Genomic DNA, 16,054 nt, shown 5'->3' with positions numbered 1-16,054 from the left:
AGTAAGAGTGGTACGTAAAGATTGGGATACGTATTTTATGGATATTGCTCATATGGTCTCGACACGTTCACGATGTCCACGTCGCCATGTTGGTTCAGTACTGGTACAAGGTAAAAAGTTACTCGGTACCGCTTATAATGGAGCACCAATGGGTGTACCTGACTGTTCTGAAGATGGTTGTATGATCTCAGAAGAAGTAGAACTGGTCAAAGTAGATGGTGTGGAAACAATGGTCAAAAAGCAACGTTGTATCCGTACGATTCACGCTGAACAGAATTTACTCCTTTTTACCGATCGTGCTGACCGCGAAGGTTCGGTCGTATATGTTACCGATGAGCCTTGTTGGACATGTGCAAATATGTTAGCCAATAGTGGTATTGTTGAGATCGTGTATTATCGTCCTTATCCTAAAGATACGCGCAAAGTTACAGCTATGATGCAGCAAAAAGGTATTATTTTCCGTCAGTTGGATCATTACAATCCACCACCTGATACCACAGTAATCAGCTAATCTCATACGATTCATCTGCCCTCATCGCAAATAGGGAACGATATATGGAAGAACCATTATCTTGTAAGTACACAACATCTGTAGAAGATGGACGTGGCTTAGTAAGGTAATGGTTCTTTTTTTTGCGTAGAGGGCAAGATGAATATAGAGCATAGAATAGCCATTCTCAAGAATAGAATGCCTGTTGCATCACATCATAATCATATAGAACGATTGATTTCTTTTTCGAAAAACAAATAAGAACGGAGAGAGAAGTATTGCAAACACGTCCACTGGTTGCTTTATGCGTGGTATGGGTTGGAGGAAGCATGATCGCTTGTCTAACAAGCGAATATATCTGGTGGGTATTGAGCGGACTAAGTTTGATTTTATTTTCAGCGTATCTGATATTTCCGCAGGTTCAACGTTCTATACTTATACTTGGCTCTGTAATGTTGATTGCGTCAATCTACTGGCACTGGAATGAAGTACGTAATAGTAGTGATATTCCGGCTACACTTCAACTCCAAGAGTCACAGATGATCGACCAGCCGGTGCAAGGTAAAGGTATAATTGCCAGTCCGATCAAAGTCGATGGAGATCTGGTTACTTTTTTTATGAATATATATCAATTACAAGAAAATCAATCACTTACTACACCAGAAAAGGTAAGAATTCAACTGAAATTAGCAACTGAAGCAGAATTACAGACAGTAGCTTTATGGCAACGTGGAGACCATGTAAAGATTCAAGGGATATGGAAAGTGCCTGGAGAAGCTCGTAATTTTAATACATTTGATTATCGTCATTATCTACGTACTCAATATGTCCACTGGATTATTAGCGCCAAAGGAGCAACATCGCTAACACAGACAACTGTACCTTTATCTCAAATAACGATGTGGACATGGAAATTATTACGTTATAACGATCAAGTTCGAGCTAATTTGGGAGCGCGAATTGATATGCTATTTGATGATCATGATCGTGGATATATGAAAGGGTTATTGATAGGTGATTCCGGTGACCTTGATCCCGAGACATTTGCTTCTTTTTCCAGACAAGGATTAACTCATATTCTTGCTATATCCGGTCTGCATGTAGCGATTTATACAGCGATTTTGTTGTGGTTATTGCGTCAGATGAAGATCACCAAAGAACGGGCTTGCTTAATTGTCATAGTGTTACTGCCTATTTATGTGTTATTAACAGGTGCTTCTCCTTCAGCGGTTCGTGCAGGAATAATGGGAATGATTGGTCTATATGCGCTTAGTCGTGGAATACTCAAAGATGGATTACATATATTATGTGCTGCTTGTATAGGAATGTTGTTATATGAACCTTATTATTTACTGAATGTTAGTTTTCAATTATCTTTTATCGTGACTGCTGGATTAGTTATTTTTGTGCCGTTAGTTCAACCGTTGCTTCAGAAGCTACCACCCAAATGGGCAGGAGCGTTAGCAGTAACATGGGTAGCTCAGATGATTTCGTTTCCTTTAACGATTTATTATTTTAATCAGTTTTCGATTTTATCATCGGTTGCTAATTTTATTCTTGTTCCAATTGTAAGTTTGATTGTATTGCCTGCTGGGTCGCTTGTACTTGCTCTTAGTTATCTGTGGTTGCCAGTAGCGAATAGCTTAGGCAATGTGATCTCATGGATTAATACATGGACATTTCATCTGGTAGATTGGATCGATATCGTACCCGGAATGTTAACAATCTGGTATTCACCGTCTATCCTATGGATCTTGTTATATTATGTAATGCTGTATACAGGTTTGCGTTGTCTACAACATATAATGCAGTGGCAATTTCGCGAACAATCTGTGCATCTTTCTTTGAAAAATGGTGATACCACTAATCAGCAAGAGGCTTACACTCAGCCGTTAGATCAACGTCTTTTTGTAGCAAATCATTTTAATAAATATAGTAGTTATCATGTTCAATCTTCTTTGGGATTTGTGCGTAAAATACAATCTAGTTGGCATACTATCTCTTATATATCTCCATGGATGAAGCGTAGGTATATAGCTTGTTGTGCAAGTGGCTTAGTCATGATGGGTTTAATTGTGTATGGATATACTCAACCTATCACTTCAGGAGCAGGAACAGTCCAGTATTTAGATGTCGGACAAGGAGATAGCATTTTGATTACTACGCCACAAGGAAAACAGATACTAGTAGATGGTGGCGGAACGATGACATTTGAACGTCTTGGACAAGAATGGAGAAAACGAAAGAATCCATACGAGATCGGCAACAAGTTACTTGTGCCATTATTGAAAAAACGAGGGATACATCATTTAGATGCTGTACTTTTAACTCATGGTGATCATGATCATGCAGGAGGATTGCAAGCTGTTATCGAACAGATTCCTGTACATCATTTTATTTTTAATGGTACTTTACCGGATGGAGACAGTCTCAATCCTTTAATGAAGACTATACTGGATCAACAGATTCCTTTGATTGCACCTATACCGGGTAGTGAATTACAGATAGATGATCAGACAACGTTAACCTTTTTAGCTCCGGAAACGCCGAATCAAAGGAATGCAACATCTACCTATACCAAAGGATTACCACGCGAAGAAAATCAAAATCATTATTCTGTCGTTTTTTTACTTACGATGAATCAACGTCATTTTTTGTTTACAGGAGATGCAGATCAAGCAGAAGAACAAGGGATTTTATATCAGCTTCAACAATCTTCTACTTTTAAAAATAATTCCGTTTTTACAGCATCATTAGCGGAGTCTACTTTTCCTATTGATGTACTCAAAATTGGACATCATGGTAGCAAAACGTCTTCTTCCAGTGAATGGCTACAGTACTGGCAACCTGCTCTATCTGTTATTTCTGTAGGAGCTACCAATACATATGGTCATCCTACAGAAGAAGTACTAGAGCGAATAGAACAGGTAGATTCAGAAGTCGCCCGAACCGATCTGCAAGGAGAAATACAGATTCAAGTACATCCAGATGGAGAAATGTTACAGCGGGTCATGTATCCTTTACCATAATACTTGTATTGTAGATAAGCTAATGTATACACTTGTATTTGTATTCATCTCCGCTGTCGGGATGACGAATACAAGTGTTTCTGTTATTCTAAATACAGTCTTGAACCGTTTACATCTGTGCATTCGATTCGGATGAATCCTACATAGGGTAAGTCTTTATAACAACAGAGTTCACATCTTCCAGCAATGCAAGATAAAGCGCGTAGACCACTAATTATTCAAATGAATCAAAACATTAAAATTAATTTGAAAATAACTGCAACTATTAGGCAATAGATTGCGTCTGAATAGTTGTAAGGAGAGGGGGATCCTCCGTGGTGGAGCAGGGACTCATCAAGGCCGCCCAAGCGGGAGACCGGGATGCTCTAATCACCCTATTAAGAGAGATAGAACATCATGTCTACAAAACGGCATATTACATTTTAAATAATGAACAAGATGCTCTAGACGCGGCTCAGGAAGCTTTGATCCGTATTTATACCAAAATCGGTTCCTATGAAGAAAAAGCACAATTCAAAACATGGGTACAACGAATCGTAACAAATGTATGTATTGATAAATTTAGACGTAGCAAGCCGACGGTCTCGATTGATGAGCATGAGATGGTTTTTGAAGGTCGCGATAATGTAGAACACGATGTTATGCGTGCTTATACATCAGAAGATGTACGTGAAGCGATCAATCAATTACCGGAGCATCACCGAACCGTTATTGTACTCCGTTATATTCAAGATTTATCCTATAACGAAATAGCAGATTGTCTTGATTTGCCATTGAATACTGTGAAATCGTATTTGTTTCGTGCCCGTCAACAATTACAGAGTCTGCTTGCAGATTATGAGAAAGGAGGAGTGACTGGATGAAACGTGAAGTAGCGGAAGAATGGATGAACCGCTATTTGGACGGTGATCTAAGCGAGGAAGATGCTGATATCCTGTTCCGCCATATCGATAATAATCCTGATGATGCGGATACATTTCGAATAATGAGCGCTTTATCTTTACAGCTTGAGAAATTACCTGATGTCAAACCCAAATTTAGTCTAGTCGATTCTATATTACCTACTTTAGATGATATCGATGCCGAACGTCGTGCTGAGATTGCTTCTGATATTGGCATTATGGAACCGCAACATGAGAAACAAGATGAATTTACAGAACGTCGTAGACAGCGCAGTTCATGGCGAGATCGCTTGCCAGTACGAACGATTGGTGGACTGGTTGCTGCTGGTGTTATTCTTGGAGTTTCGATTGCAACTTATGAACCCAAAACACTTTCAGATGCAGGACCAGCACCGTCTGCGATAAGTATGGAGCAACAGACCAAAGATCAAGAAACAGGCGCAGCGAAATCGAAAGCTGAACAAGATGCTACCTTACAAGCACCTGCAACCAATACGCCTGAATCAACAACTTCACCTGAAACGAACACACAACCACAGTCTGAAGAATCACAAAAAGTAACACCTGACAGTGGAAGTGGAACATTAGATCAACAACCAACAACGCCGGATAAATCGACTCCTGATACAGGTACAGGCACTAGCCAGGAAAGCACTCCTTCTTCAGGCAACAAGGGAGGCAATCCGCCAGCAAGTTCCCAGACTGCACCAGAATCAAGTCCGCCGAGTTCAGGCAATGGTACAAGCAACAATGAAGATCAGTTGATGAGAGAGCAACAAATCGCACCAGATACAGATAGTAGTGGTACGAGCGAATCATCTCCTGCAACAGGGACAGATGAAGGAACAGCAGATAGCAGTTCTTCCAACAGTTCCAAATCAACAGACAGCACTACCCCAAGTACTGCAAATAACGATGAATCATCATCTCCAGTAGCACCAAAAGCAAGTACAGATGATAGTTCATCCAAAGATAGTTCAGCATCTAAAGACAATGCTTCTGGCACTACGCCTGAGGCATCCAATAATGATGCCAAACCTAAAACGTATAGTCTAGCACCGGAAGCTGATTCTAAAGCCAAAGATGATAGCAAAGTTCGTTCATTTAGTACGAATACGATACAACAAGAACAAGAGTGGGTATCTCCGAGTTCATCATTTGCCGTGGTGTTAACCACATCGAATACGTTGCGACTCGATAGCTTATCCAAAAACAATATTAATGGTCGCACTGTCGTGGCTACAGCTACAATTGATGGTACGTGGTTAAACGGTCAATGGACCAAAGATGGCAAAACATTTAATTATCAAGTAGCTAAAGAAGGCAAAACCAAATGGTATAAACTTTCTACAGCCGGACTTCAGTAATATCGATGTACGTGATAACAAGTGTAAACAAAGAACTTTCCGAGTATGTTGGAAAGTTCTTTGTCGTATGCTCCTTTTTCCGTTAAAATAAAAAGGACGAACTTGGGGGGACGGAGTATGGACTTAAAAACAGCAAGTAAAGATATTAAAAATAATCAGCCAGCCGCTATTTATGTATGCTATGGCAATGAAAAATATCGTATTCGTGAATTTATTGATTTTGCGACAGCTCAACTGATCGAACCTGAACATAAAGACTTTGCTTTGGCTCAGTACGATCTTGCAGATACACCGCTGGAAACGGTAATTGAAGAAGCAGAAGAGATTCCTTTTATGGTGCCGCGCAAATTAATGATTGTGAAAGATTCTTCTGTGCTGACAGCAGGCAAAGATACCAAAATCGAACATCGTATCGATTCGTTACTTAAATATATGGAACATCCTGCTGATTACAGTATTATTATTTTCTGGGTACAGGGTGAAAAGTTAGATGAGCGTAAAAAAATAGTCAAAGCGCTCAAATCATCATCAGCTTGCCTTTTACCGTTCCAACCAATGGGTGCAGACGAATTGTTACAATGGTTGATCCGTCATGCTAAAAAGTTAGAATGTGAATGTTCTACAACCGCCGCAGAGGCACTTGTACAGTCTGCAGGGACAGGATTGGGTATTTTAGCGGCAGAGATGGATAAGCTGTGTCTACACGCAGGCAAAGGCGGTACAATCACAGTAGAAGATGTGCATCACCTTGTTGCACGCAGTACAGAGCAAAATGTATTTGCATTAGTCGAGCAGATTGCTGCTGTTCGCTTAGAGCAAGCTTTGACTATTTTCTATGATTTACTAAAACAACGTGAAGAGCCGATTAAAATTGCCGCTCTGATTGCTCGTCAATTCCGAATTATGTTGCAAGTTAAAGAATTAGCAGGGCAGAATTATTCGCAACAGCAGATGGCTTCTCAATTAAGTCTGCATCCGTATGTAGTGAAGTTAGCCGGTGAACAGGCTCGCAAATTCGATAGTCAGAAATTACGCTCGATTTTGGCACATCTAGCCAGATTGGATTATCAGATGAAAACAGGAGCGATCGATAAAGTATTGGGGCTGGAAATGTTTTTGTTACGTTTGGGAGCTTGAGATGCGTTGCATAAGCAATGTATAAAAATAATATATACCAAAATAAATAAAAAAGGCTTACCCGCAATCTATCATCTGTGGGTAAGCCTTTTTTTGTGACTTCAAAGCAACAAAATAAACCCCTGTTCGGAATGGCCGAAGCAGGGGTTTATCATATGCAGATGATGAATACATTCAATCATCTGTTGCACGAAATTTAGCCTTGGCTAGAAATCGCGTTTAGTTTTTTAGCCAAACGGGATTTTTTGCGAGCAGCCGCATTTTTGTGGACAAGACCTTTAGTAGCAGCTTTATCAAGCTTCTTGGAAGCAGCGATTACAGCAGCTTTTGCAGCTTCTACATCAGTATTCACAAGTGCAGTATCAGCAGCTTTAACTGTTGTACGAAGAGCAGACTTCTGAGAAGCGTTCAACGCACGACGTTTTTCACTAGTTTTTACACGTTTCACCGCGGATTTAATGTTAGGCAATTACATTCACCTCCTGTAGAGCATATACGTATTCTTCACAACTTTAAATATTCTATCATGTACCCTAGGCAAATGCAATACCATTATTGACTATAAGCAATGATATTTCAGATGTGGGATTGCTGTAAAATCGCTCAACTGCTATAATAAACGGATTAATGGGATTGTTGATTTTTTTCAATAATCAGCAGTATATTTCAGGCTTGTGTTGGGGGTAAGGCATGACTGATATGTCAGTAAGACAACAAAAAATTCGTAATTTTTCAATCATTGCGCATATAGACCACGGTAAATCCACTTTGGCTGACCGTATTTTGGAATATACAGGCGCGCTCACTTCGCGTGAGATGCAAGCACAAGTACTCGATCAAATGGACTTGGAACGTGAACGTGGAATCACGATCAAATTACAAGCCGTTCGTCTTGTGTACAAAGCAGATGATGGTGTGGAATATCTGCTGAATCTGATTGATACACCGGGACACGTCGATTTTACGTATGAAGTATCTCGTAGTCTAGCAGCCTGTGAAGGCGCTTTGCTTGTCGTTGATGCGGCGCAAGGTATCGAAGCTCAGACGTTAGCTAACGTTTATTTGGCATTAGATAACAATCTAGAAATTTTGCCAGTCATCAACAAAATCGATCTTCCAAGTGCTGATCCTGAACGGGTGAAGCAAGAAGTCGAAGATGTTATTGGACTGGATGCAAGCGACGCTGTACTGGCTTCTGCCAAAGCAGGAATCGGTATTAAGGAAATCTTGGAGCAAGTGGTACAAAAAGTACCTGCACCTACAGGAGATCCGAATAAGCCGCTTAAAGCATTGATTTTTGATTCTCATTATGATCCGTATAAAGGCGTTATTGTCTATATTCGTGTTATTGATGGCAAAATCAAATCCGGTTCCAAAATTAAAATGATGGCAACAGGTAAAGAATTTGAAGTTATTGAAGTAGGGGCATTCATGCCACGGATGGCGATTGTCGATGAATTGAACGTAGGGGATGTAGGATTTATTGTAGCGGGGATCAAAACCGTTGGCGATACCAGTGTCGGTGATACGGTCACTGATGCTAAGAATCCAACACCAGAACCTTTACCAGGTTATCGCAAAATCAATCCAATGGTATATTGCGGACTGTATCCTATCGAATCTTCCGATTATATCGATCTCCGTGAAGCTTTAGAGAAATTGCAATTGAATGATGCCTCGCTCAGCTTTGAGCCTGAATCTTCAAGTGCACTTGGCTTTGGTTTCCGTTGCGGATTCTTAGGACTGCTTCATATGGATGTTATTCAAGAGCGTATTGAGCGTGAGTTCAATATTCCTTTGATTACAACCGCTCCAAGTGTTATTTACAAAGTAACATTGACTAACGGCGATGTCATGACGATCGACAACCCTTCGAACTATCCAGAAGTGGGCAAGATCGAATATGTAGAAGAGCCTTATGTCAAAGCATCTATTATCGTACCGAACGATTATGTAGGTACAGTTATGGAATTGTGTCAGAATAAGCGTGGCGAATTTATAAACATGGAATATCTGGATACCACTCGTGTAACGATTACGTATCAAGTGCCTTTGTCTGAGATCGTTTATGACTTCTTTGACCAATTGAAATCCAGTACTAAAGGGTATGCTTCGTTTGATTATGAAGTGTCTGGATACCGCAAATCGAATCTGGCGAAAATGGATATTTTGCTTAACGGCGAACAAGTCGATGCACTATCCTTTATCGTTCACCGCGAACGTGCATATCATCGCGGACGGATTATTTGTGAAAAATTACGTGAATTGATTCCGCGTCAAATGTTTGAGATTCCTATCCAAGCATCTGTCGGAACCAAAGTTGTTGCCCGCGAAACGGTTAAAGCGATGCGTAAAAACGTATTGGCTAAATGTTATGGCGGTGACATTTCTCGTAAACGTAAATTGCTAGACAAGCAAAAAGAAGGTAAAAAACGGATGAAACAAGTCGGTAATGTCGAAGTGCCTCAAGAAGCATTTATGGCAGTACTAAAAATCGATGATTAAAGCGCTTGGCACCATAAGCGCGACTTCTTCTAATCCAATCCAACAATGATTTTTGCAAAGCAAAATATCTTACGATTAGCGCTTGGCACCATAAGCGCGACTTCTTCTAGTCCAATCCAACAATGATTTTTGCAAAGCAAAATATCTTACGTTCAGCGCTTGGCACTATAAGTACTTCTTCTAATCTTGTACTACGATAATTGCAATACTAGGATCATTCGGGGAGAGCCGCAAGGCTTTCCCTTTTGTCCTAGCACTTGGCAGTATAAGTGCGACCAAGTTCAATCCAAAATGATTTTTGCAAAGCAAAATATCTTACTATCAGCGCTTGGTATTATAAGCACATGCCAGTATAAGTGCTTGTCACTATGAAACGTATTAGCAACACTACTATCCACAAACGGGGAGGAAAAAGAGTCATGAATAGCAATGTACACAGCGACGCGCCCCGTGCGATCTATATGCACATTCCTTTTTGCACGAATAAGTGCTTTTACTGCGACTTTAATTCTTATGTTCTCAAAGATCAGCCAGTAATGGATTATTTACGGGCGTTGGAACGTGAGATGGAATATACAGTACAACAGACTCCACCTGGGGTTATTGATACGATTTTTGTTGGTGGAGGTACACCAACTGTTCTCAAAAACGACGAAATGGAATACTTTTTACAAAGTATTCGCAAGCATTTTCCAAATTGGTCTAAAAATATCGAATTTACAATGGAAGCGAATCCGGGTACAACCGATCTGGAAAAAATGGCAATTATGAAAGCTGGCGGAGTCAATCGTGTAAGTTTTGGCGTACAAGCATTTCAAAATGAGCTATTAACAGGGATTGGGCGTATCCATAATATTGATGACGTATATCGTAGTCTGGAAAATGCACGTAAAGTAGGCTTAAATAACTTATCAATCGATTTGATGTTTGGTTTACCGAATCAGACTTTAGATATGCTGTCATACAGTATTGATCGTGCGTTAGAGTTAGATTTGCCTCATTATTCGATTTATAGCTTGAAAGTTGAAGAAAATACACTATTCCATACAATGTTCCAAAAAAATCAACTTCCATTACCAGATGAAGATGATGAATTGAATATGTACCTTCTTCTGATGGAACGCATGAAAAAAGCAGGTTACGAGCAGTACGAGATCAGTAATTTTGCCAAACCGGGCTATAGCAGTCGTCATAATACCACTTACTGGCATAATGAAGATTATTATGGGCTTGGCGCAGGAGCGCACGGGTATGTTGGCGGGAAGCGTCATATGAATATCAAAGGTGTAAATCCTTACAATGAAGCCGCAATGAAAGGCTTACCGCGATTAGAACAGTTTGAAGTAGATCGCGAAGAAGCAATGGAAGACTTTATGATGGTAGGCTTGCGCTTGTTAGATGGAGTATCCAAAGAACGCTTTGTACGTCAATTTGATGGAGCACAGTTAGATGATATTTTCCGTCCGCAAATTGAAAAATTATTACGGTTAGCTTTAATTGAACCGACAACAGCAGGTTATAAATTAAGCGAAAAAGGGCTGTTATTCGGTAACGATGTTTTTGGAGAATTTGTAGGCAGTCTAGTGCACGAAGCAGAAACTGCTCAATAATATAACGATATAGTAAAAACCTGAAGAGCAATTCTTCAGGTTTTTTGTTTGTATTTTACATAAAAATCGATAATAAACAGCTAAATAAAACCGAAATTATGCAATTACATGAATAATTAATGCGAATTTGGTTAAATGGTAACTAATATATCGTGCAATCTAAAGCGTATAACATAAAAGTGATCTATATATAAACAAGCATCAACAGAAAATACCGATAGATCAGCTCATTGATATAGAGAATATGAATGTAAAGCTAAAATTTTTATGGTAAATCAAAAAAACTATAATCAAAAGCAATGTCATTATCCGATAAAAATAATATAAATTTCTTCTAAAAATCTATTGAAATATCATTCATCTTAATGTATATTTATACGTATTCACTTATAAGATTAAATATTGAAGTATATGAGGACAGTTTACAATTCCAATGATCTATTAAATAAAAAGCGATTTTTAAATAAACATTTCAAATTAAAAATACAAACATAAATGGTATACGGATTAGATCAAATGATTAAATAGTCTCAATAGATCCGCATCACCTTATGAGGAGGAAAGCAAAATGCCTGCCGTAGTGACTTGTAGAGCAGCAGTACTGGAAGATGTCGAACCACTGTATCAAATGATTGCAGGTTATGCCGAGCAAGGGATTATGCTTCCGCGTTCACGTGAGGCGTTGCAACGTCAATTGAAACATTTTGTCGTCGCTGAGATTGATAACGAGTTGGTCGGTTGTGGATCACTTTGTCAATTAGGTAAAGACCTTGTTGAAATCCGTTCTTTGGGTATTTCAGATGGTCATAAAGGGCAGGGTATAGGTTCCAAGTTAGTAGATACACTACTTGAACATGCTGCTGCTAGAAAACTTCCTAAAGTGATGGCTTTGACGTATGAAGTTTCTTTTTTCAAAAAGAATGGATTTGAAGTCGTAGATACTAGCATTTTTCCTGAAAAAGTATGGACAGATTGCGTTCACTGCCCCAAACAACATTGTTGTGATGAAATCGCTGTTTTGAAAGTTATTGCTGTATAAATCAAAAAGTATAGCCATATAATTAAATATATATTAAAAAACAGCCAAACTAACTTGACAATAATCGAGTCAGTTTGGTATTTTTGTATTAGTCGTTAGCACTCATGTTGATTGAGTGCTAACGATAAGCAAAAGTGTTACATCAAATTCAAGATCAAACTGGATATGATTAGAAGGAGGGAACTACATGTTAACCGAGCGTCAAAAGATGATTCTAAATGCGATCGTGGATGATTATATTCGTTCGGCAGAGCCTGTCGGGTCCCGCAGTATATCCAAACGTGGCGATGTGCAATACAGCCCGGCTACGATTCGGAATGAAATGGCGGATCTAGAAGAGTTAGGTTTTCTAGAACAGCCGCATACTTCAGCTGGACGTATTCCTTCTCATAAAGGATATCGTTATTATGTGGATCATCTGACTCCTTTTCAACCGATCGGCGCTTCAGATGTAAAAGAACTCAAACAATTTTTTACGGAGAAATTAACAGCCGCAGAGCAGGTTATACAGCATGCTGCTATGGTTTTGTCGCATATGACAAACTATACTTCGATTCTATTAGGGCCTGAAGTGTTTAATACATCATTACGTCATTTTCAGTTAATCTCACTGGATGACCAGACAGCGCTAGCGATTATAGTGACAAATACCGGACAAGTAGAAAACCGTAAAATTCGTATTCCAGAAGGTGTCGCTGTTTCTGAATTAGAACAGGTAGTCAATTTACTGAATAGCAAATTGATCGGCGTTCCTCTGTATAAACTAAAATCACGTATCTTTTCAGAAATTGGAGAAGAGATGCAGCGCCATATGAATCATTATGAAGAAGTGATGAGTACACTCAATGCTGCTTTTGATCAGGATCAAGAACAGAAGATTTTTTTGAGCGGTGCTACCAATATGCTGATTCAACCGGAATTTAAAGATATGGATAAAGTGAAAAGTATTCTTGATCTACTCGAAGAAACTCCAACACTCTCCAAAATAATTACCGAAGCTTCGGCACCAAATGGTATTCAAGTACGTATAGGTACAGAGAATAGACATGAGGCTTTTGAAAATTGTAGTCTAATTACAGCCACTTATGAAGTGAACGGCGAATCGTTAGGAACGATTGGTATACTGGGACCTACACGAATGGAATATGCTAAAGTAATCGGTATTCTAAATGTATTGTCTCGTGATATGACTAAAATTTTGAATCATTGGTATCGCTAGTAGATACTATTTCAATATAAATATAATAATCTGTTATTAACGTATTTTAAGGAGGTGAACAATCTTGAATAAAGAGCAATCCTTTCAAGAAAATAATCAATCGGAGCAAGAAATCCCGGTTAATCATACAGAAACTGAAGCTGTAGAGAGCGAAGTACCTGCTCCTGAAGCAACAGAAGGTTCTACAACAGCCGATACTGGATCAGATGAAATGGTATCCAAAGCTGAATTAGAACGTGTACAGGCACAACTAGAAGAGCAGACACAACGTGTTCTACGTGCTCAAGCGGATTTTGATAATTTCCGTCGCCGTACACAAAAGGAAAAAGAAAACTTGGCGAAATATGCTTCCGAGCAATTGATTACCGAGTTGATTCCGGTTGTTGATAACTTTGGACGCGCTATGGCGACTAAGCCGGAAAGCCCTGAACTAGAATCATTTAACAAAGGTATTGATATGATCTTCCGTCAGTTGGACGAAGTGCTTAAAGGAGCAGGCTTGACACAAATGGACGCTGTAGGGCAACCATTCAACCCTGAACTTCACCAGGCTGTGATGCAAGTCGAGTCTGATGAGCATGAAGAAGGTATCGTTGTTGAAGAATTGCAAAAAGGTTATGTACTGAAAGATAAAGTACTTCGCCCGGCAATGGTTAAAGTAAGTAGCTAATACAACTTTTTCTTTAAGATGTATTATTGCTGAATGTATGATTACAACAACTTTTAAAAATATATTAAATAGATGCTAGGAGGAAGTTTTGCGATGAGTAAAGTAATTGGTATTGACTTAGGTACAACAAATTCATGTGTAGCAGTAATGGAAGGCGGCGAAGCTGTCGTTATCCCAAATCCAGAGGGTGCACGTACAACTCCTTCTGTTGTAGGTTTCAAAAAGGACGGTGAGCGTATTGTTGGTGAAACAGCAAAACGTCAATCGATCACTAACCCTGACCGTACAATTAGCTCAATCAAACGTCATATGGGTACAGATCACAAAGAATCTATTGATGATAAGAGCTACAGCCCACAAGAAATTTCAGCTATGATTTTGCAAAAATTAAAATCAGATGCAGAAGCTTACTTGGGTCAAACGGTAACTCAAGCAGTTATCACTGTTCCTGCTTACTTCAACGATAGCCAACGTCAAGCAACAAAAGATGCTGGTAAAATTGCAGGTCTTGAAGTACTACGTATTGTCAACGAACCTACAGCAGCAGCGCTTGCATACGGTTTGGAAAAATCAGAAGATCAAACGATCCTTGTATATGACCTTGGTGGTGGTACGTTTGACGTATCGATCCTTGAACTAGGCGACGGATTCTTTGAAGTAAAAGCAACCAGTGGTGACAATCATCTTGGTGGTGATGACTTTGACCAAGTGGTTATCGATTATTTGGTAAGTGAATTCAAAAAAGATCAAGGCTTGGACTTGAGTAAAGATAAAGCAGCAGTACAACGTTTGAAAGATGCAGCTGAAAAAGCGAAAAAAGAATTGTCTGGTGTATTAACAACGACGATTTCTCTTCCGTTTATCACTGTTGTAGATGGCGTACCTCAGCATTTAGAAGTAAACTTAACTCGTGCTAAATTCGAAGAGTTGGCTGCTCCATTGGTTGAGCGTACACTTGGACCTACTCGTCAAGCGATCAAAGACTCTGGTCTAAGCGCTAGCGAAATCGACAAAATTGTATTGGTTGGTGGATCTACACGTATTCCAGCAGTACAAGAAGCAATCAAAAAATTAACAGGTAAAGACCCTCACAAAGGTGTTAACCCTGATGAAGTTGTAGCATTGGGTGCTGCTGTACAAGCAGGTGTCTTGACTGGTGATGTTAAAGACGTTGTCTTGCTTGACGTAACTCCATTGTCTCTTGGTATTGAAACAGCAGGTGGCGTATTTACTAAAATGATCGAGCGTAATACAACGATCCCTACAAGTAAATCACAAGTATATTCCACATATGCTGATAACCAAACAAGTGTAGAAATCCATGTACTTCAAGGTGAACGCGAAATGGCAGCGGGTAACAAAACATTGGGCCGTTTCATGTTGGGTGATATTCCTGTTGCTCCTCGTGGCGTACCACAAATCGAAGTTACTTTTGATATCGATGCGAACGGTATTGTTAATGTATCTGCTACAGATAAAGGTACAGGTAAGAGCCAAAAAATCACAATCACATCTTCTAGCGGCTTGAGCGATGAAGAAGTTGAACGTATGATGAAAGATGCTGAGCTTCATGCTGACGAAGATCGTCAACGTAAAGAATTGGTTGAAGTTAAAAACAGTGGTGACCAATTGATCTACTCTGTTGAAAAAACAATCAAAGATCTTGGCGAAAAAGCAGATGCAGCTGAAGTAGAAAAAGCAAATGCAGCTAAAGAAACATTGAAAACGGCTTTGGAAGGCGACGATGTAGAAGCAATCAAATCTGCTACAGAAGCGCTAAGTGAAGTGGCTCAAGCTCTTGCTGTTAAATTGTATGAGCAAGCTGCACAAGAAGGTCAAGCAGCAGAAGGTGCTGAAGGCACAACCACTCAAAAAGATAACGTTGTTGACGCTGAGTACGAAGTGGTTGACGAAGACGAGAAAAAAGATAAAGAATAATCAGCACCACATAAATAACATTTATGAAGTGGGAAGGTCAAAGCCGGGGCATCCCGTGCTTTGACTTTCGTTTGTTTATAAGGATACACTTGGATATTGTGTAGCTAATGTGCGACAGATTATAAAGTGTATACAGATTTGGCGAAAT

12 protein-coding genes are annotated in these 16,054 nt (G+C 39.5%); 11 read left to right on the top strand and 1 reads right to left on the bottom strand.

Annotation, left to right across the window (positions count from 1 at the left end):
- Positions 1-7: 7 nt before the first annotated feature.
- The 5 genes from PQ456_RS15760 to holA all read left to right on the top strand — a co-directional run bounded on the left by PQ456_RS15760 (position 8) and on the right by holA (position 6,925).
- On the top strand, positions 8-511 hold the full coding sequence (locus tag PQ456_RS15760) for a deoxycytidylate deaminase (protein ID WP_273613136.1): 504 nt from the start codon (positions 8-10) through the stop codon (positions 509-511).
- A gap of 257 nt (positions 512-768) precedes the next feature.
- Positions 769-3,519, top strand: coding sequence for a DNA internalization-related competence protein ComEC/Rec2 (locus PQ456_RS15755; RefSeq protein WP_273613135.1), 2,751 nt, complete (start codon positions 769-771; stop codon positions 3,517-3,519).
- A 314-nt stretch (positions 3,520-3,833) separates the two neighbouring features.
- Complete coding sequence (locus PQ456_RS15750; RefSeq protein WP_204823211.1) at positions 3,834-4,382, top strand: RNA polymerase sigma factor; 549 nt, start codon at positions 3,834-3,836, stop codon at positions 4,380-4,382.
- Entirely contained in the window at positions 4,379-5,788 is a 1,410-nt protein-coding gene (locus tag PQ456_RS15745) for a hypothetical protein (protein ID WP_273613134.1), read from the top strand. Before PQ456_RS15750 ends, PQ456_RS15745 begins: the two co-directional genes overlap by 4 nt.
- A 117-nt stretch (positions 5,789-5,905) precedes the next feature.
- Complete coding sequence (holA, locus tag PQ456_RS15740; RefSeq protein ID WP_273613133.1) at positions 5,906-6,925, top strand: DNA polymerase III subunit delta; 1,020 nt, start codon at positions 5,906-5,908, stop codon at positions 6,923-6,925.
- A 196-nt stretch (positions 6,926-7,121) separates the two neighbouring features.
- Here holA and rpsT read toward each other — a convergent pair whose 3' ends face one another.
- Complete coding sequence (rpsT, locus tag PQ456_RS15735) at positions 7,122-7,394, bottom strand: 30S ribosomal protein S20 (protein WP_204823214.1); 273 nt, start codon at positions 7,392-7,394, stop codon at positions 7,122-7,124.
- A gap of 221 nt (positions 7,395-7,615) precedes the next feature.
- Between rpsT and lepA the strand changes: the two genes are divergently transcribed.
- The 6 genes from lepA (at position 7,616) to dnaK (ending at position 15,906) form a co-directional block, all read left to right on the top strand.
- On the top strand, positions 7,616-9,430 hold the full coding sequence (gene lepA, locus PQ456_RS15730; protein WP_273613132.1) for a translation elongation factor 4: 1,815 nt from the start codon (positions 7,616-7,618) through the stop codon (positions 9,428-9,430).
- A 419-nt stretch (positions 9,431-9,849) separates the two neighbouring features.
- Entirely contained in the window at positions 9,850-11,040 is a 1,191-nt protein-coding gene (gene hemW, locus PQ456_RS15725) for a radical SAM family heme chaperone HemW (protein WP_273613131.1), read from the top strand.
- Between the two features lie 568 nt (positions 11,041-11,608).
- On the top strand, positions 11,609-12,079 hold the full coding sequence (locus PQ456_RS15720; RefSeq protein ID WP_204823217.1) for an N-acetyltransferase: 471 nt from the start codon (positions 11,609-11,611) through the stop codon (positions 12,077-12,079).
- Positions 12,080-12,266: 187 nt separating this feature from the next.
- On the top strand, positions 12,267-13,298 hold the full coding sequence (gene hrcA, locus PQ456_RS15715; RefSeq protein WP_204823218.1) for a heat-inducible transcriptional repressor HrcA: 1,032 nt from the start codon (positions 12,267-12,269) through the stop codon (positions 13,296-13,298).
- 64 nt (positions 13,299-13,362) lie between these two features.
- Entirely contained in the window at positions 13,363-13,968 is a 606-nt protein-coding gene (gene grpE, locus PQ456_RS15710) for a nucleotide exchange factor GrpE (protein ID WP_273613130.1), read from the top strand.
- A 93-nt stretch (positions 13,969-14,061) separates the two neighbouring features.
- Positions 14,062-15,906 carry a molecular chaperone DnaK gene (gene dnaK / locus PQ456_RS15705; protein WP_273613129.1) on the top strand — a complete coding sequence of 615 codons (1,845 nt, stop codon included), beginning with the start codon at positions 14,062-14,064 and terminating at the stop codon, positions 15,904-15,906.
- The last annotated feature ends 148 nt before the right edge of the window (positions 15,907-16,054 follow it).

The organism is Paenibacillus kyungheensis (genome assembly GCF_028606985.1).
Lineage (GTDB): Bacteria > Bacillota > Bacilli > Paenibacillales > Paenibacillaceae > Saccharibacillus > Saccharibacillus kyungheensis.
The sequence above is the reverse complement of the archived record's forward strand: the minus strand, read 5'-3'. Positions and strand labels throughout refer to the sequence as shown.

Coding starts and splice junctions, on each gene's coding strand:
- PQ456_RS15745 (WP_273613134.1), top strand. CDS start 4,379: ATGAAACGTGAAGTAGCGGAAGAATGGATGAACCGCTATTTGGACGGT.
- holA (WP_273613133.1), top strand. CDS start 5,906: ATGGACTTAAAAACAGCAAGTAAAGATATTAAAAATAATCAGCCAGCC.
- lepA (WP_273613132.1), top strand. CDS start 7,616: ATGACTGATATGTCAGTAAGACAACAAAAAATTCGTAATTTTTCAATC.
- hemW (WP_273613131.1), top strand. CDS start 9,850: ATGAATAGCAATGTACACAGCGACGCGCCCCGTGCGATCTATATGCAC.
- PQ456_RS15720 (WP_204823217.1), top strand. CDS start 11,609: ATGCCTGCCGTAGTGACTTGTAGAGCAGCAGTACTGGAAGATGTCGAA.
- hrcA (WP_204823218.1), top strand. CDS start 12,267: ATGTTAACCGAGCGTCAAAAGATGATTCTAAATGCGATCGTGGATGAT.
- dnaK (WP_273613129.1), top strand. CDS start 14,062: ATGAGTAAAGTAATTGGTATTGACTTAGGTACAACAAATTCATGTGTA.